The organism is Flavobacterium sp. I3-2 (assembly GCF_013389595.1).
Taxonomy (GTDB): Bacteria; Bacteroidota; Bacteroidia; order Flavobacteriales; family Flavobacteriaceae; genus Flavobacterium.
Window position 1 is genome coordinate 2,040,147 of the sequence record NZ_CP058306.1, and the last position, 18,753, is coordinate 2,058,899.

The following is an 18,753-nucleotide window of genomic DNA, read 5'->3' on the forward strand; positions in this document are numbered from 1 at the left end:
ATGCTTATGAAATTTAAATCACTTATATTAATCTTTATATCGAGCGTTTCTTTTGCGCAAAAAAATAAAATTACACCACAAAAAGTTTGGGTTGACAGTGTTTATAATCAAATGTCTTTTGATGAACGTGTTGGTCAATTGTTTATGGTGGCAGCTTATTCAAACCGTGACGAAAAACACGTAAATGCTTTACTTGACTTAGTTAAAAATCAAAATATTGGTGGAGTTATTTTTTTTCAAGGCGGACCAGTTCGTCAAGCTAAAATAACCAATAAATTAAATGCAAATGCTAAACTTCCGTTGTTTGTTGGTATTGATGCCGAATGGGGGTTAGGAATGCGTTTAGATTCGACTTATGTTTATCCTTGGAATATGAATTTAGGTGCGATTCAGGATATGAGTCTTATCGAAATGATGGGAAGACAAATGGGTGAACAAGCTAAACGAATTGGAGTTCATTTTAATTTTGCGCCAGTTGTTGATATCAATATTAATCCAAAAAATCCGGTAATCGGAAATCGTTCTTTTGGAGAATCTAAAGAGAACGTTTCAGAACGTGCTATTGCTTTGGTTAAAGGAATTCAAAGTCAAAATGTATTTGCAACCGCGAAACATTTTCCTGGTCACGGAGATACTTCAACAGATTCGCATCATGCACTTCCTCATTTAGATTTTTCTAAAACAAGGATGACAGATGTTGAACTTTATCCTTATCGTAAATTAATCAAAAACGGTTTAGCAAGTATTATGGTTGCACATTTAGATGTGCCTTCACTTGAACCAGAAAAAGGTGTTCCAACATCCTTGTCATACAATACCATTACGACTTTGTTAAAAGATGAAATGGGATTTGAAGGTTTGATTTTTACTGATGCGTTGAATATGAAAGGAGCATCTAATTTTAAATCGCCTGGAGATATTGATGTAGCTGCATTTATCGCAGGTAACGATGTTTTGTTATTTGCTGAAAATGTACCTTTAGCTATCGAAAAGTTTCATCAAGCTTATGCCGAAAATAAATTTACAGATAAACGTTTAGAAGAATCTGTAAAGAAAATTTTAGCTTATAAATATCAAGCAGGTTTAAATAATTACAAACCAATCGAAATAAAAAATCTGTATGAAGATTTAAATCAACCTAAATACGATTTGTTAAGTGAAAAATTATATGAAAATATGATGACGCTTATCAAAAATGAAAAACGTGTTTTACCTCTTAAAGCAGATACTAAAATTGCTTATGTAAAATTAGGAGATGATGTTGCTTCTCCGTTTGAAGATGAACTAAAGCGCAGAGTTGATGTCGAAGTTTTTTATCCGACAACAATTGGTGATAATGGTGAATTTTTAAAAGAATATGATAAAGTAATTATTGGTTATCATAAAGCTGATGGTGTTTGGAAGAAACACGAACTTACAGCTAAAGAAATTGAAACTATCAATAAGATTGCAAAAGATAATAAAACTGTTTTAGTTTCATTTGCTCGTCCGTATGCACTTTCGACGATGAATAATTTTGATAATGTTGAAGCTGTTTTGTTAGCTTATCAGAATAATAAATTTGGTCATAAAGCTGCTATTCAAGCTTTATTTGGAGAAAAAGATATTGATGGTAAATTGCCTGTTTCTTTAAATTCTAAATATGCAGTAAACGACGGAATTGATTTATCTGCATCGAGTACAGAAAAAGACAACATCAAAAACGAATTTAAACACAAACGTTTTGCACCTGTAAGAACTATTCCTGAGACAGAAGATATTGCATTGGTTCGTTATAACGATTTGGTTCAAAATCCAAAAGATGAAATTGTCGAAAACAAAATAAAAGTAGTTTATTCGACTCCAGAAGCTGAAGGTTTAAACACTAAAAAGTTAGCCGAAATCGATAAAATTGCCGAAAAAGCGATTGCAAACAGAAACACACCAGGAATTCAAGTTTTAGTTGCAAGAAACGGAAAAGTGGTTTTTGATAAATCATACGGTTATCAAACCTATAATAAAAAAGGAGCTGTAACAAACGAAACGGTTTATGATTTAGCATCTTTGTCTAAAATTCTTGGAACTTTACCGATGGTAATGAAATTGTATGAAGACAAACAAATTAAATTCGAAGATAAATTAGGTGATTTATTACCTCGTTTTAAAAATACCGACAAAGAAAATATTACATTAAAAGAAATTCTTACACATCAATCTGGCTTTCCGGCTTGGATTCCATTCTATAAAGAAACTTTAGAAAACGGAAAACCAAGTGATAAATTTTACCGTAAAACATTTTCAAAAGATTATCCGATTCAAGTAAGTGAAAATTTATATTTAAAAGCAGGATATGAAAATGTGATTTTAGATAAAATTAAAGATTCGAAATTAGGTGATAAAACCTATAAATACAGCGATTTAAATTTTATTTTATTAAAGGAAATTGTAGAAACTAAATACAACAAACCTTTAGATGTGTTGGTTGAAGAAACTTTTTACAAACCATTAAATATTGGTTTAACTTACAATCCGTTACAGAAAATGGATATGAGTAAAATAGCACCTTCAGAACTTGATACATATTATCGAAATACCTTGATTCAAGGTTACGTTCACGATATGGGAGCTGCCATGTTTGGTGGAGTTGCAGGACATGCTGGATTGTTTGGAACTTCAACTGATGTATTTAAAATGATGCAATTTTATTTAGATGCTGGTTTAAAAAACAATTCTAAAATTCTTTCTGCAAAAACATTAAACGATTTTAATACCTGTTATTATTGCGAAAAAGGAAATAGAAGAGGTGCTGGTTTTGATAAACCGCAATTAGGAAATAGCGGACCAACTTGTGGATGTACTTCATCATCAAGTTACGGTCACACCGGATTTACTGGAACCATGACTTGGGTTGACCCAGAATATGATTTGGTTTACGTATTTTTGTCAAATCGAACGTATCCAAATGCAGACGAGAACAAATTGTCAAAAGCTAATGTTCGAGAAGATATTCAAAAAGTGATTTACGAATCAATTAAAAAATAAGAGTACGTTTTTACTCAATAAAATATATGAAAATAGCAATTGTTTGTTACCCAACATTCGGAGGAAGTGGTGTAGTTGCAACCGAATTAGGTTTGGAATTGGCGCAACGCGGACACGAAGTTCATTTCATAACGTACCGTCAACCGGTTCGTTTAGCTTTGTTAAATCCGAATATTTTTTATCATGAAGTGAATGTTCCAGAATATCCGTTATTTCACTATCAACCTTATGAATTGGCTTTGTCGAGCAAATTAGTCGATATGGTTAAATTATACGGAATTGAAATTTTACACGTTCATTACGCAATTCCTCATGCATTTGCTGGTTATATGGCCAAACAAATGTTGAAAGAACAAGGCATAGATTTACCGATGGTAACTACTTTACATGGTACCGATATTACTTTGGTAGGAAATCATCCGTTCTACAAAACCGCTGTGAGTTTTAGTATTAATAATTCTGATTATGTTACTTCGGTTTCAGAAGATTTAAAAAAATCAACTTACGAATTGTTCGAAACGCAAAAAGAAATTGCGGTTATTCCGAATTTTATAGAAGATAAATCTGAAGTGATTGAACATAAATGTAGAAGAAGTTTATTTGCTACTCCAAATGAACGTGTGGTAACGCATATTAGTAATTTTAGAAAAGTAAAACGTATTCAAGATATTATCAAAGTTTTCTACGGAATTCAAAAAGAAATTCCTGCAAAGCTGATGATGATTGGCGATGGACCTGAAAAAGCAGATGCCGAAAAGCTTGCACAAGAGTTAGGTATTTTTGATAAAATTATCTTCTTTGGAAATTCACACGAAGTAGATAGTATTTTAAAATATTCCGATTTGTTTTTACTTCCGTCAGAAACCGAAAGTTTTGGATTAGCAGCTTTAGAAGCAATGGCATGTTCGGTTCCTGTGATTTCATCAAACGCTGGTGGATTACCAGAAGTTAATGTTCAGGGTGTAACCGGCTTTTTAAGTGATATTGGTGATGTAGATGATATGGTTGCAAATGCAATTAAGATTCTTAAAGATGATAAAACATTAGAGAAATTTAAACAGAATGCTTTAGCACATTCAAAAGAATTTAGCGTTGATAAAATTGTTCCGATGTACGAAGCAATCTATTTCAAAGCTTTAGAGAAATAAAAAATAAGAAGCAAAAAATGAGTTCCATTCGGAACTCATTTTTTTGTTAGAATTTGTAACGTACGCCTAATGCAATATCAGGACCAAAGCTATCATCTCTATATTTATTATCATTTAAATATAATTCTGGACGAAAATCAAGTGATAATTGTAATGGAAAATCAAAATTGTATTCAATACCAACTTGTCCAGCAATTAAAAGCGTTGCACCACTTCCTTCAACATATCCATTGTCATAATTCCAAGTGCTAATTCCACCACCAACACCAGCGTACCAAAATAAGCCTTTCTCTAAATTCCAGTACCATTGGTAAGCACCAACTAGTTTAACTGCGTTTGTATAATTGCTATCTCTCCAACCTAAATCAATCTCCAAACGATTTTTTGTATCTAAAGCTCTTTGATACGAAATTTCATATCCAAAACCATCGTTACTTCCTAAACGTAATCCAAGTGTGTTTTTTGAAACTTGCTCTTGTGCATTAGCCGTAAATAATCCTGCAAATGCTATAACTGAACATAAAATTACTTTTTTCATATTTAATTTATTTTGTCTTCAAAAATAAGATTATTCATAATCGATGTCAAATTAAACCATCTTTATTTTTTAAAAAAAGGAATCGTTTCTCATTTAAAAGTTTAATTTTGATTTTGAAAATTTTTCATACAATTGATTTTTGAAAGTATTTTATTACTGAATTATTTTTTTTAAATTGATAATTTAGAAAATTTTCCTATGAATTTAAAATTTAGTAGTTATTTATATAAATGAAAAACATTAAGATTATTTCTTTATTCCCTCTAATTGTATTTATCATTGTTTTTATTGGAAGCGGAATCTATTATAACGATTTTTATAAATTTCCTTCGCCAATTGCTGCTTTAATTGGTGTTTTAGTTGCATTTGTGTTGTTTAAAGATTCGCTAAATAACAAAATCGAAACATTTATTAAAGGTTGTGGTGATTCTAAAATAATAACCATGTGTATCATTTATCTGTTGGCTGGTGCATTTACAACGGTTACAAAAGCAATTGGTGCAACAGATTTTATGGTTGCTTTAGGAATTGGAAATATAACACCAGAATTTCTTATTATTGGTGTTTTTGTCATTTCGTGTGTTTTGTCTTTTTCTATCGGAACTTCCGTTGGATGTATCGTTGCGCTCGGACCCATTGTTGTTGGATTAGCAGAATATTCACCTGATTCTTTGCCGATGATGGCAGGAGCTTTATTAGGCGGTGCGATGTTTGGCGATAACTTATCGTTGATATCAGATACAACAATTGCAGCAACTCAAGTGATGGATTGTCAGATGAAAGATAAATTTATTGCCAATTTTAAACTGGCTTTTGCTGCTGCATTTTTAACTGTAATAGCCATTTATTTTACGCAGCCACAAAATTCTGAAACGGTTGAAATGGCGTATTCCTGCCAATATTATTTGCTGATTCCGTACGTAACCATTATTGTTTTATCAATTTTAGGATTACATGTTTTTTTAGTTTTGATTATAAGTATCATTTTAGCCATTACAATCGGATTATTTTCGACGGAAATTTTATTTATCGATTATATGAAATTGGTGTATGATGGTTTTCTTTCGGTAAACGAAATATTTTTACTTTCATTAATAACTGGCGGATTGGCGGCTTTAATTGAAAAAGCTGGCGGAATAGATTATATCATAAATCACATCCAAAAAATAATTAAAGGTTCTAGGTCTGCAAATGCTGCAATTGCTTTAGTGGTTTCTTTGGTGAATTTGGCTGTTGCAAATAATACCGTTGCTATTATCGTTTCTGGACCGATTGCAAAAAAAATCGCAACAGATTATCAAATCGAAAAAGCGAAGGCAACTTCTGTTTTAGATATTTTTTCGTGCATCATACAAGGAATAATTCCATACGGAGCACAAGTTTTGATTTTACTTAGTTTGGTCGATAAAAAAATGGGTTATTTTGATTTATTATCAAATAGTTACTACATCTTATTTTTATTTATTATCACTGTTATTTCTATCGTTTTGAATGTGAAAAATCGTGTAAAACCAAATCTTTCAAAAGCATAATTCTTTGAAATTTCATCAAAAGAATTATATTTGCCTATATTTAGAAAAATAAAACATTTCATCAATGAAATTATTAGAAGGAAAAACAGCGATTGTTACAGGAGCTACACGCGGAATTGGAAGAGGAATTGCTTTAGTATTTGCTCAACAAGGTGCAAATGTGGCTTTCACCTACAGTTCTTCAGAAGAAGCGGCTAAAACTTTAGAAAACGAATTAGTAGCTTTAGGAGTTTCTGCAAAAGGATACAAATCTAACGCGGCAGATTTTAACGAAGCGCAAACTTTAGTTGACCAAGTTTTAGAAACTTTCGGAAATATCGATATTCTAATCAATAACGCTGGAATTACAAAAGATAATTTGTTAATGCGTATGTCTGAAGAAGATTTTGATTCTGTTATTGATGTGAATTTAAAATCGGTTTTTAATATGACAAAAGCAGTACAAAAAACGATGCTGAAAAACCGTAAAGGTTCTATTATCAATATGAGTTCTGTTGTTGGAGTTAAAGGAAATGCTGGACAAACAAATTACGCAGCTTCTAAAGCAGGTGTAATTGGTTTCTCAAAATCAATTGCTTTAGAATTAGGTTCTCGTAATATTCGTTGTAACGTAATTGCTCCAGGTTTTATCGAAACTGAAATGACAGCTAAATTAAATGCCGATGTGGTTAAAGGTTGGGCAGATGCAATTCCTTTAAAACGCGGAGGTTCTGCAGAAGATGTTGCAAATGCTTGTGTTTTCTTAGCGTCAGATATGTCAGCTTATATTACAGGTCAAGTTTTAAATGTTGATGGTGGTATGTTAACCTAATCGCATTTAAATAATTATAAAACAGAAATGAAGGCAATTTGTCTTCATTTTTTTTTGATTTCGATTCACTTCAACGATTAATCTGATGTTAATTTTATCTTATATATTAAATTGTAGCTTAAGATATCTTTTAACTTCGTACTTTTGTGAAAATTTAATTTTATGATTGCATTAGGCGAATACAATACTTTACGAATTGATAGAAGAACTACAGTTGGTTGTTTTTTAACTGATGGCGAAACCGATGTTTTACTACCAATAAAATATTTACCGGCTCAATATGAATTTAATGAAGAAATTACTGTTTTCGTTTATCTTGACCACGAAGAAAGACCAGTTGCTACCACATTAGAACCTAAAATTTATTTGAATGAATTTGCTTTATTAAAAGTGAATTACATTAATGAATTCGGAGCTTTTATGGATATGGGATTAGAAAAAGATTTGTTTGTTCCGTTTAAAGAACAAGCACGTCCGATGGAAGTGAATAAACGCTATTTAACTTACATGAGCTTAGACCCAAAAACGAATCGTTTGGTTGGTTCTTCAAAATTAAATCAATATTTAAATAACGATAATATTACGGTTGAAGTAGGAGAAGAGGTTGATTTAATTGTTTCGCATATTACCGATTTAGGAATAAACGTAATCATCAACGAAAAACATAAAGGGTTGATGTACAAAAATGAGGTTTTCGAAGATTTAAGAACCGGAGACCGCATTATCGGATATATCAAAACCATTCGTCCTGACGGAAAAATCGATGTTTCTCGTACCAAACTTGGTTATGAAAAAGTAGAAAAATATGCTCAAATCATTTTAGATGAACTTGAATATAACGACGGATTTTTAGGTTTAAACGATTCGAGTCATCCAGAAGAAATCAAGCAGATTTTGAATATGAGTAAAAAAACGTTCAAGAAAACCATCGGAACATTGTACAAAGAAAAGAAAATCGAAATCAAAGAAAACGGAATTTATTTATTAGACTAATGATTCAAGATTTATTAAATAAGATAGAAAATAAGCAAATTTCATTTGTAGATGTAATCGCTTTTATTGAAGAAAATTATTCGTATGTTCCAGGTGCATTTACAAACGGAAGTCAGGTTAATGCAGAAAATGAAAACCAAGGAAGTGCCAAAGTTTTTGCTTTTGCTAAATTAAATAATTTGTCCAAAGAAGATACGTTGCAATTGTTTGTAGAACATTATCAATCGGTTTTAGAAACACCAACAGAAACCAATCATCAAAACATCCGTCAATTTATGATTCACGGTTGGGACAAACTAGCATTCGAAAAACAAGTTTTAGAACTTAAATAAATGAAAAAAATGCGCTTCGATTTGAAGTGCATTTTTAGTTTATGGTAACATGAAAAGGCTGTAAATAACATATATTAAGCCAAATATTAAAAGAATAGCTAAGGAAACTAAAATATATAATTTTATTAAACCATTGCTTTTTGAAGCTATATTTTTTGAGTGATTATTAATTGGGGCCGTATTCTCTTTAATAATTGGCTCTTCAATTTCTGTTGTATTTTTGATTCGATAACGTTTAGCTTTTTCTTCGAGTTCAATTTCCCAAAAACTTTTCCCAAAAACCATTTCGATTTGTTTCCAAATAACTTCAGAAACATCTTCGTTTTCATCTTCAATTTTTAAGCGTAGACCTTGTTCAAAAATAATTTCGTTTTCGGCGTACATTATTGAACGAATTAATTTTTCATTTATTGAATAACCAAAATAAAATGCCATTGAAGTTTCCGAAAAGGTAAAAGTTAAGGTTTGAGATTCAGGGTAAAAATAGCTTTCATCGTAACATAACTCAAAATTTGTAAAAATAAAAGTTCCGTTATCACCAAAATATACATCTATAATCCCATCATCTTTCCAGTTTTCTGAAGCTGTTTCAAAATCTACTTCGCAATCATATTCTAAATCTAAACGAAGAATGTTTGATAAATCTGACTCACGATTTTTAAGACATTTATTAATAACGATACCTGAAATATTATATCCCATGTTTAAGTTTTATGTGTTTTACAAACATATAAATTTTAAGTTAAATAATAAATTTAGAGAAAAACTTTCTTTTAATGAACAATAAAAACTTCTTTTTAAAATTAAGTAAAAAAAAACTGCCTCGTTTTTGAGACAGTTTAATTTGATTTTTTACTTAAAAATATTAGAATAATACTACGATATGATACACTAACATTGCGATTAAAGCAGAAACTGGTATAGTTAAAATCCAAGCCCATAACAAACTAATGGTTACTCCCCAACGAACTGCTGAAATACGTTTTGTAATTCCAACTCCGATAATAGAACCTGTAATTGTATGTGTTGTAGAAACCGGAATACCAAAATGCTCAGTAACGTATAACGCAGCAGCACCAGCGGTTTCAGCAGCAACACCTTCTAATGGTGTAACTTTAGTGATTTTTGAACCCATCGTTTTCACGATTTTCCAACCGCCACTTAAAGTACCTAAACCAATAAATAAGAAGGATGCTAAAGGAACCCAATACCAATGGTCAACAAATATTTTAAAATTATCTCCACCAACTGTATATAATGGGTCCATATCAACATTTAAGTGGTAGTAAATAACCGCAGCTCCAATAATTCCCATTACTTTTTGCGCATCATTTCCACCGTGTCCTAAACTGAATAAAGCTGAAGATACTAATTGTAATTTTTTAAACCAAACTTCTGCTCTATGAGGATTTGCTTTTCTACAAATCCACATGATTGCAACTGTGATGAAATACGCTAAAATCATACCTAACAAAGGTGCTCCGAAAATAAAGAAAAATGTAGGAACAACTTTAGAATAGTTAATAACATCTACCTCAACACCATTTATCACACTTGTAAAAGATCCTGCAGCAGCAACCGCAGCTCCCATGAAACCACCTAATAAAGTATGTGATGACGAAGATGGAATTCCTAATTTCCAAGTAGCTAAATTCCAAAGAATCGCAGCTACTAATCCTGCAAAAATAACTTCTAAGTTAATAAAACTTTCGTTTACAGACTTAGCTATCGTGTTACCGATTTTAAACTCACCAATAATATAAAGTGAAATAAAATAGGCGACAAAGTTAAAAAATGCAGCCCAAACAACAGCCTGAAATGGAGTCAATACTTTTGTAGTTACAATCGTAGCAATTGAATTTGCAGCATCGTGAAAACCATTGATGTAATCAAATCCTAAAGCAAGCACAATGATAACTAAAAGCATTATCCCTTCGGGTCTGCCTAAAATATCTAAAAAAGCTTCCATCATTTTTTAAGCGTATTTAACTGTAACTGCTTCTAAAACGTTAGCAACTTTACGACAACTATCTGTTGCGAATTCTAAAGCCATCATAACTTCTTTGTAACGAATGATATCCATTACATTTGATTCGTTTTCGAAAATATCAGCAACCGCTTTATCAAAAACTTTATCTGCTTTTCTTTCTAAACGGTAAATATTTTTACAGCTTTCAGCAATTTTATCTAAATTTTTAAAGTTGTTTAATTTATCAACCGCAGAAGAAATTTCTGAACAAGCTTCTAAATTAACTTCTGTTAGCTTACGTAAAGGTTTAGTTACTTTATCAATTTGATACAAACGCATACGAGAAGCTGCATCACTCATATTATCTGCAACCTCATCAATCGAAGTCATTAATGCATGAATATCTTCTCTATCAAATGGAGTGATAAAATTTCTTCCTAATTCAACTCTTGTTTTTTGAGCAATCGTTTCAATTTCAGACTTTAAAACTTCAACCTCTTTTAATAACTCATTTCTATCTTTACTCGGTAGAGTTAATGCTTCATGCAGAGTTTCAGATAAAACTTTAAGTTTAAGAGAAATCTCTTGGAACAAAGGATAAAACACTTTATCTTTTGGTACTAAAAACTGAAAAATTGAATTTAATGACATAATTATCTATTTATATTTTCGAGTGCAAATATAATAAGTCAATGTTAAGTTATCGTTAAGTTAAAGGTGTTTTTGTATTTTACTTTTAAATATCAATTTCTCAAAAAATCGTTGTATATAAAATCAAATTTGTATTTTAGCAACCATTAAACCGAATTACATCAAAAATTATAAAAAATGGATATTAACTTCAATAAAAACGAAGATCATAATAAACTGTTACTTTCAGATTTAAAAAATAAATTAGCTAAAGTTAAATTAGGCGGAGGTGAAAAAAGAATTGCTAAACTTCATGAACAAGGAAAGCTAACAGCTAGAGAACGTATTGATTATCTTTTTGATAAAAATTCAAAATCGATTGAAATTGGAGCTTTTGTAGGTGATGAAATGTACCAAGAACACGGCGGATGCCCTTCTGGTGGTGTTGTTGTAAAAATTGGTTACATCAAGGGTAAGCAATGTATTGTTGTAGCAAACGATGCAACTGTTAAAGCAGGTGCTTGGTTTCCGATTACAGGTAAGAAAAATTTAAGAGCGCAAGAAATTGCCATTGAAAATAAATTACCAATTATATATTTAGTTGATTCTGCTGGAGTTTATTTACCGTTACAAGACGAAATTTTCCCTGACAAAGAACATTTTGGACGTATTTTTAGAAACAATGCTATTATGAGTAGCATGGGAATTACACAAATTGCTGCTGTGATGGGAAGTTGTGTTGCTGGTGGTGCTTACTTACCGATTATGAGTGACGAAGCTTTAATTGTTGATAAAACAGGAAGTATTTTCTTAGCAGGAAGTTATTTGGTTAAAGCTGCAATTGGCGAATCAATTGATAACGAAACTTTAGGTGGCGCAACAACACATTGCGAAATTTCTGGAGTTACCGATTATAAAGCTAAAGATGATAAAGATGCTTTAGATAAAATTAAAAACATCGTTGATAAAATCGGAAATTTTGATAAAGCTGGTTATAGCCGAATTGAAGCTAAAAATCCGACAGAAAACCCTGAAGATATTTATGGTATCTTACCAAAATCGAGAAGTGAACAATACGATATGAAAGAAATCATTAAACGTTTAGTTGATGGTTCTGAATTTGAAGAATATAAAGAAGGCTACGGACAAACAATCATAACTGGTTACGCACGTATCGACGGTTGGGCTGTTGGAATTGTAGCCAATCAACGTAAAGTCGTAAAAACAACTGCTGCTAAAACCAAACCGAGTGAAATGCAATTTGGTGGTGTAATCTATTCAGATTCTGCCGATAAAGCTACTCGTTTTATTGCTAATTGTAATCAGAAAAAAATTCCATTGGTTTTCTTACAAGATGTTACCGGTTTCATGGTTGGAAGTAAATCTGAACACGGCGGAATTATTAAAGACGGTGCAAAAATGGTAAATGCTGTTTCTAACTCTGTAGTTCCTAAATTCACCGTTGTTGTAGGAAATTCTTACGGAGCTGGAAATTATGCAATGTGTGGTAAAGCTTATGATCCAAGATTAATTTTTGCTTGGCCAAGCGCAGAATTAGCTGTAATGGGTGGAGCCCAAGCTGCTAAAGTTTTATTACAAATCGAAGCATCTTCTTTAAAGGCAAAAGGAGAAGAAATTACACCAGAAAAAGAAGCAGAATTATTTGATAAAATAAAAGCAAAGTACGACAAGCAAGTTTCTCCATATTATGCAGCAGCACGTTTATGGACAGATGCAATCATCGATCCGTTAGATACAAGAAAATGGATTTCGATGGGAATTGAAGCTGCAGATCATGCACCAATCGAAAAACAATTTAATTTAGGAGTTATTCAAGTTTAATTCCTTAATTTTATACTATATTAAAGTCTATCGTTTATGATAGACTTTTTTATTTATAAATGCAACTAGCCCAAATGCAAGAAACTCAAAACATACCTTACAAATATTTACCTTGGTTGGCAGCAATGGCCATTTTTATGCAATCTTTAGACGGAACCATTTTAATCACATCGTTACCTTCGATTGCAAAAGACATGAATTATTCGCCATTAGAAATGCAATCAATCATTGTTAGCTACACGTTAACTTTAGCTATTTTTATTCCGTTAAGCGGATGGCTTTCTGACAAGTTTGGTACAAAAAAAACGTTTAGTTTCGCAGTTGCAGTTTTTACATTAGGATCATTATTTTGTGCCATTTCACCTGATTTAACCACTTTAGTAATTTCTAGAATCATTCAAGCAATTGGCGGTTCAATGATGGTTCCGGTTGCGCGTTTAGCAATTTTATACGCATACCCAAAAAATCAACTTTTAAAGGTGATTAATTTCATGACCATTCCTGGATTGATTGGACCTGTAATTGGACCGAGTTTAGGTGGTTATCTTTCTGATAATTTTTCGTGGCATTGGATTTTCCTTGTAAACATTCCAATTGGTTTGATAGGTATTCTTTTAACTCAAAAATTCATGCCTAATTTTACTAATAAAGTGGGAAAATTCGACCTTGTAGGTTTGTTGTATTTTAGTTTAGCTTTAGTAATTTTCACCTTTTTATTAGAATTATCTAGTGTTGGAATTTCGAGTTTAACCTTAGTTACTGTCTTACTTGCTTTGTCAATTTTGTTTTTTATTCTTTATATAAAACATTCCAAAAAAACAAAAGATCCGATCATCGATTTAAAATTGTTCCGAATTCGTACGTTGCGAATTGGATTATCTGGAAGTTTATTTACACGCTTAGGAATAAGCGGCATTCCATTTCTTTTGCCATTGATGCTGCAAGTTGGATTTGGATATTCGGCAACCATTGCTGGCTTGATGTTACTTCCGTCTGCTTTAAGCAATGTTTTGATTAAACCTTTTGTAGTTCCTTTAGTTCAGAAAATTGGATATCGAAATGTATTAATAAGCAACACTTTAATTCTAGCTGTTATTATTTTAACGATAAGCTTGGCAACGAAAGAAACGCCTTTGTTTTATTTTGTTATTCTGATGGTAGTTTATGGCGCTGTAAATTCAATTCAAATGGCTTCGATGAACACCATTTCACTTTCAGATTTAGATAACGAAACTGCAAGTTCTGGAAATAGTTTATTAGCCATTATGCAACAACTTTCGATGAGTTTTGGAATTTCTGCTGCTGCTCTTGCATTATCTTTTTTTAAGAATTACACTGGATTTATTGAAGGCGATACAATTACTGCTTTTAAATATTCGTTTATCACTTTAGGAATTTTGACGGCACTTTCAACTTTAGTTTTTACGAAACTTAAAAAGAATGATGGTAATCTATTTTCTGGGAAATAAAATAATAGATGTTTTTAATTTTTTAAATAAAAACGATAAATTCGTAGAATTACATTAATTGAAAAACTTTAAATTAAATGAAAAAACTTATTCTTTCTGCATTAGTCTTATTTGGATATGTTGCCAATGCACAACAAGAAGTAAAATTTGGACCAAAAGCAGGTGTTAATTTTTCTACATTATCAGACGTTTCAAAGGCTAAAATGTTAGCTGGATTTCATGTAGGTGCAGTTGCTGAAATTAAATTTACTGAAAAGTTTTCTGTACAACCAGAGTTAATATATTCCACTCAAGGTGCTAAATATGATAATTCAGTTACGTTAGTTGGTATATCAGGTACTCAATTTAATGATAAATTAGAATACATTAATATTCCTATTTTTGCTAAATATTATATTTACAAAGGTTTTTCTATCGAAGTTGGACCACAATTTGGTTTTTTAGTGAAAGCAGAAAGTAAAGGTGAAGTAACAGTTAATGGCGAAACATTTAAAAATAATCGCGATTTAAAAAATGAAGTTAATTCTTTCGATTTTGGAATTGGAGCTGGTCTAGCTTATGATTTATCTAATGGTTTTTTTATTAATGCTCGATACAATTTTGGTATTACTAAGGTTGGAAAATCAAATGATTATTATCGCGATTCAAGAAACGGAGTGACTCAAATTGGAGTCGGTTATAAATTTTAATAAACTATATTTTTAAATATTTGACTCTCAGAAAGGTTCATTCTTTTTGAGAGTTTTTTTAATATTAAAACCATTTGGCTAATTTAAGAACTTCCACATCCACTACATCCACCACAACTTCCGCAAGAAGTACCGCAACTACTACAAGAATTATTTTGATTTTTTTCAGTTTGTAAATCTTCTGCGATTGGTTTAAAAGTCCAAATTAATGCAGATGAACCTAATAAAAAGTAATTCCATTCAGAATGGTTTTCAATTTTTTCTTTTGAAATTATTTCATTAATATAAAATTTTGGTAATTGATTTACGGCAATTTGTTTGGTTAATCTATCTAAAAAGAAAACCGAAAACATTATTAAAAAAATCGTTGAAACTAAAATTACACCAATGTTTTTTGAATGAACTAAACCAGTTATAATTCTAACAAAAGCTAATAAAATTAAAGTAGAAATAATTACAAAATTCGTATAATAAAGCGTATGAAATTTCTGCGATTTATTGATAAATTTAGTTGTTGCATCTAATGAATTTGAAATGTTCGAAAAAATAGGTTTATATTTTAATTTAGTTATTAAGTCAATATAACTTATCGATTTATTTTCGGGAATTAATGCAACTATTTGATATGATTCTGGTGTATTAACAATTGCTTTTTCATTTAAGAATACCTGTTTGTTATCTGATATTTTGATAACATTCTCTTTTATCAATTCGTTAATTGAAACGTTTATTACATTAATTATATTTTGTTTTTTTAGATAGATAAGTTCGTCAGGAATTAAATCAAACAAAAAAGATTTTTTATCTATGTTGATAATTAATTCATGTAATTTTTTTCGATTATAAATTTCTAAAATTGAAAATATTACAATAGATAAAATTAAAAGTAAAAATATAAATAAAGAACCATCGATTTTTCTGTAAATTGGATTTAATATAAAATAAAAAGGTAAAATTAAACATACAAAACTGATGATTCCAAAATTGATAAAAGTTCTTAGTTTATATTTTGCTTTTTTGAGTTTTAAGCTTTCAAACATTGTATTGAAAGACCAAATTTCTTCAGGTTGATTTCCAAAATTTTGTTCATATAAAATTTTGGTTTGTTCTTTTGCTTGTTTGAATTTTGCGTAATCTTCTTTATTATGAGTTGAAGGAATATGCTGAATTTGTTTTCCCAGAATTGTACAAAATTTTTGATATGATTTTGTAAATATCAAATGTTGATGCCAAACTACATCAACGATTTCTGATGGAGAAACCATAACATTTGATGTAGCTGCCAAATACATAAATTTTTTATATTCTAAAATAGCTTTTTTGGTAAAATTCAGAGTCCAATAATTTTCTTTTGCAAGTCGGGTTGTAAAACCAAATTCACTTTGAGGAAAATCAAAATTAAAATTTAAAATTCTATTCCAAAGTTCTTGATTCATTTTCAAAATTTAAATAAAATTATAAATCAGTTATTTTAATTCTTTTAATCGTTCAAAAATCCGATTTCCTAAATTTAAATCACCTACCAAATCATCCCAATCGCAAGTAGGAGCAAACCAATTCCATAAATCATTAATAACGGAATCGTCGCCAAGTTCAAAATTTGTGATTGCGCGTTTTAAAGTTTTATGAAAATTTTCGGCTGAATCAAATTTACCTGAATAACCTCCCGAAAATTGAGATAATTCATGTTCAGCAATTTTTAAATCTAGAAGTAAAAGCCTTTTGATACTAGTTCTATTAGAATTCATTTAAACTACTTTAATCTTTCAAATACAAAATCGATTTCCATTTCATCATTACTTATTATAGCTTTTAAGTTTTGATTTTCTATCCAATAATGAATTTTCTTTGGGAAATCGTTTTGTTCATTTTCGCATGTAAATGAATTTTTTTCGATTTGCGTAACTTTAAAAAACGTAGCATTTTTTTCTGTCGGAAAAGAAACAGCTATATTCCATTGATTATTTGTTTTGGACAATTCCATTTTTTCTTGACTGATGGTGTCGCCATTTTTTAAGGTAAATCCAATTCCTAAATATTCAGTGTCATTGATTTTTTTCCAATTTTCAAAAGTTTCGTTTCCTTCATCGTTATTTAAGCGTTTCCAATCGCCAAGTAACCAATCAAAATTTTCTGAAGTTTCAACTTCTGATTTAACTGTTTCGTTGTTTAGTGATTTATCTGTTGTTTTATCTGAACAAGATATGATTAAACTTGAGCATAATAAGAATACTATTTTTTTCATGATTTTTTATTACAATATACAAAAAAAGCACTTCGAATCGAAGTGCAATTTTGAATTGAATTTATTTTAAATATATGTTTTGTTTTTAAGTGGGCTATTTTCGTTAGTTAGTAAACTATTTGCAATCGAAATCATGCCATTGTTATTAGAACCGCCCCAAATAGCTCGACCTAAAATGTAACTTGTTGTGTATTCTTTCCAGGTGTTGCAATATTTTTTTAGTTCGGAATAACATTTTTCTAAAAAATCTATAAGTTCAACCTTAGTTAAATAACCTAAGTCATAAGAACATCTTGCAATAAAAGCGGCTCTTCCGATATTCCAACCACTATCTTTTATATGATTTAATTCGGCTGCATTTTCGATAACTTGATTTGCTATTAACTCCGGAACAACTTTTTTTAAAGCTCGATAAATTTCTAAATAATGATTAAAAATATCTTCGTTGTTCGGAAGTTTAGTTTTTAAAATTTCTACATAATTGCTCGAATTATTATAAGCCAAATAAACAACATTTATATGTTCGTCTTGGTTTCTGTAAAGTAAAGTTTCTAATGTTTCTAATACATCTTCTTTATTAAAAAGATGCCAAGCATTTTCAATTATATTTTTGATGTCCGATTGATTTAATCCCGTTTCATACGAATTTAAATAAGCCGATTGTTGTTCAGCATACATTGAACTTGTCAATAAATGATTTAGAGGAGTTCCGCTTATTCCGTTTTCTTTATTGATTCGAACACTTTGTAGTGCGTTAAAAAATTTTGAAAAAAATCCCATAATACAAAGTTTAAGCAATTTTTAAATTCGGAAATTTATTTTGAAGAATCTCTACAAATTTTTCACCGACAACTTGATATTTTGCTCTGGTTTTAAATTGTTTTTCTAGATTTAATGCATCAAGCGGGTCGACAACATAGTTCAATCTATCGTGAATTTCAAGTGTTATTGGATTTCCTTCCAAATCAATAGTTAAGAGATGCGTTTTTGGCAAATATTCCTCTGATGATTTAGAATAAGCTCCTAAAGTTGATTTTAAAATTCCGCCATAAGCCAATTTAGCTTTTTCGATACTAAAATAATCAAAAACGATATGCTCATCTTTTTCACCCGAAGTATTTGTTGTAAAAAAATGTAAATCGTTTTCACTTAAAACCCAGAAACATTCAGTATCTACTTTGATAAGTCTAACGCCAACTGCAGAAAGTGCAACTTTTTTTAGACCATCTGTAATATGTTCTTCTACTTTGCTAGCAGTTGATTGCGGAACTGAAGCAGAAGTAAAAGCGTCGATAGGTTTTCCATTCATCCATTTTTGAATCTTCGAAAACTCAGAATTTAAAAGTTCTTGTTTATACGATTCGTATTTTAGACGTTCTTTATTCATATCAATTTCAGACTTAACAGCTTTGTGTTTTTTGTTCATCATAACCATAAAAATGATACCGCCAATAATAACAACTACAGGAATTAAAAATAATGGATTCATAAATTTTAAAAGAATTGGTTTAAATATGAATCTAAATTACATTAA

General features: G+C 30.5%; 18 protein-coding genes. 9 read left to right on the top strand and 9 right to left on the bottom strand.

The genetic code is table 11. From position 1 onward, the window contains the following. Positions 1-6 precede the first annotated feature (6 nt). Together HW119_RS16745 and bshA are read left to right on the top strand one after the other, a co-directional pair. Entirely contained in the window at positions 7-3,021 is a 3,015-nt protein-coding gene (locus HW119_RS16745) for a glycoside hydrolase family 3 N-terminal domain-containing protein (protein WP_255497853.1), read from the top strand. Between the two features lie 26 nt (positions 3,022-3,047). Next, entirely contained in the window at positions 3,048-4,169 is a 1,122-nt protein-coding gene (bshA, locus tag HW119_RS09610) for an N-acetyl-alpha-D-glucosaminyl L-malate synthase BshA (RefSeq protein ID WP_177763844.1), read from the top strand. A 46-nt stretch (positions 4,170-4,215) separates the two neighbouring features. Here bshA and HW119_RS09615 read toward each other — a convergent pair whose 3' ends face one another. Then, complete coding sequence (locus tag HW119_RS09615; protein ID WP_177763846.1) at positions 4,216-4,707, bottom strand: hypothetical protein; 492 nt, start codon at positions 4,705-4,707, stop codon at positions 4,216-4,218. 230 nt (positions 4,708-4,937) lie between these two features. Here HW119_RS09615 and HW119_RS09620 point away from each other — a divergent pair, with 230 nt between their 5' ends. The 4 genes from HW119_RS09620 (at position 4,938) to HW119_RS09635 (ending at position 8,375) form a co-directional block, all read left to right on the top strand. After that, entirely contained in the window at positions 4,938-6,239 is a 1,302-nt protein-coding gene (locus HW119_RS09620; RefSeq protein WP_177763848.1) for a Na+/H+ antiporter NhaC family protein, read from the top strand. Positions 6,240-6,303: 64 nt separating this feature from the next. After that, complete coding sequence (gene fabG, locus HW119_RS09625; protein ID WP_177763850.1) at positions 6,304-7,050, top strand: 3-oxoacyl-[acyl-carrier-protein] reductase; 747 nt, start codon at positions 6,304-6,306, stop codon at positions 7,048-7,050. A 162-nt stretch (positions 7,051-7,212) separates the two neighbouring features. Continuing rightward, positions 7,213-8,043 carry a S1 RNA-binding domain-containing protein gene (locus HW119_RS09630; protein WP_177763852.1) on the top strand — a complete coding sequence of 277 codons (831 nt, stop codon included), beginning with the start codon at positions 7,213-7,215 and terminating at the stop codon, positions 8,041-8,043. Then, a complete protein-coding gene (locus HW119_RS09635) occupies positions 8,043-8,375 on the top strand; it encodes a HopJ type III effector protein (protein ID WP_177763854.1) in 333 nt (110 codons plus the stop codon). Before HW119_RS09630 ends, HW119_RS09635 begins: the two co-directional genes overlap by 1 nt. Positions 8,376-8,414: 39 nt before the next feature. On the opposite strand, the gene HW119_RS09640 is transcribed toward HW119_RS09635, so the two are convergent. From HW119_RS09640 to HW119_RS09650, 3 genes are all read right to left on the bottom strand, one after another. After that, on the bottom strand, positions 8,415-9,077 hold the full coding sequence (locus tag HW119_RS09640) for a hypothetical protein (RefSeq protein ID WP_177763856.1): 663 nt from the start codon (positions 9,075-9,077) through the stop codon (positions 8,415-8,417). Between the two features lie 163 nt (positions 9,078-9,240). Then, on the bottom strand, positions 9,241-10,344 hold the full coding sequence (locus HW119_RS09645) for an inorganic phosphate transporter (protein WP_177766613.1): 1,104 nt from the start codon (positions 10,342-10,344) through the stop codon (positions 9,241-9,243). A 6-nt stretch (positions 10,345-10,350) separates the two neighbouring features. Beyond that, positions 10,351-10,995: a DUF47 domain-containing protein gene (locus HW119_RS09650; protein ID WP_177763858.1), complete on the bottom strand. Its 645-nt coding sequence runs from the start codon at positions 10,993-10,995 to the stop codon at positions 10,351-10,353. A 177-nt stretch (positions 10,996-11,172) separates the two neighbouring features. Here HW119_RS09650 and HW119_RS09655 point away from each other — a divergent pair, with 177 nt between their 5' ends. The 3 genes from HW119_RS09655 (at position 11,173) to HW119_RS09665 (ending at position 14,974) form a co-directional block, all read left to right on the top strand. Next, positions 11,173-12,816, top strand: coding sequence for an acyl-CoA carboxylase subunit beta (locus tag HW119_RS09655; protein ID WP_177763860.1), 1,644 nt, complete (start codon positions 11,173-11,175; stop codon positions 12,814-12,816). Between the two features lie 59 nt (positions 12,817-12,875). Beyond that, positions 12,876-14,285 (top strand): DHA2 family efflux MFS transporter permease subunit, encoded by a 1,410-nt coding sequence (locus tag HW119_RS09660; RefSeq protein WP_177763862.1) that lies wholly within the window; start codon positions 12,876-12,878, stop codon positions 14,283-14,285. Positions 14,286-14,362: 77 nt separating this feature from the next. Beyond that, positions 14,363-14,974, top strand: coding sequence for a porin family protein (locus HW119_RS09665; protein WP_177763864.1), 612 nt, complete (start codon positions 14,363-14,365; stop codon positions 14,972-14,974). Positions 14,975-15,057: 83 nt separating this feature from the next. On the opposite strand, the gene HW119_RS09670 is transcribed toward HW119_RS09665, so the two are convergent. From HW119_RS09670 to HW119_RS09690, 5 genes are all read right to left on the bottom strand, one after another. Beyond that, positions 15,058-16,410 (bottom strand): glycine-rich domain-containing protein, encoded by a 1,353-nt coding sequence (locus tag HW119_RS09670; protein ID WP_177763866.1) that lies wholly within the window; start codon positions 16,408-16,410, stop codon positions 15,058-15,060. Positions 16,411-16,440: 30 nt separating this feature from the next. Then, positions 16,441-16,722, bottom strand: a complete 282-nt coding sequence (locus tag HW119_RS09675; RefSeq protein WP_177763868.1) for a hypothetical protein — start codon at positions 16,720-16,722, stop codon at positions 16,441-16,443. A 5-nt stretch (positions 16,723-16,727) separates the two neighbouring features. Then, positions 16,728-17,219, bottom strand: coding sequence for a DUF6265 family protein (locus HW119_RS09680; protein WP_255497854.1), 492 nt, complete (start codon positions 17,217-17,219; stop codon positions 16,728-16,730). Positions 17,220-17,285: 66 nt separating this feature from the next. Beyond that, positions 17,286-17,999 (bottom strand): DUF1266 domain-containing protein, encoded by a 714-nt coding sequence (locus HW119_RS09685; RefSeq protein WP_177763870.1) that lies wholly within the window; start codon positions 17,997-17,999, stop codon positions 17,286-17,288. A 10-nt stretch (positions 18,000-18,009) separates the two neighbouring features. Then, positions 18,010-18,708 (bottom strand): hypothetical protein, encoded by a 699-nt coding sequence (locus HW119_RS09690; RefSeq protein WP_177763872.1) that lies wholly within the window; start codon positions 18,706-18,708, stop codon positions 18,010-18,012. Between the last annotated feature and the right edge of the window lie 45 nt (positions 18,709-18,753).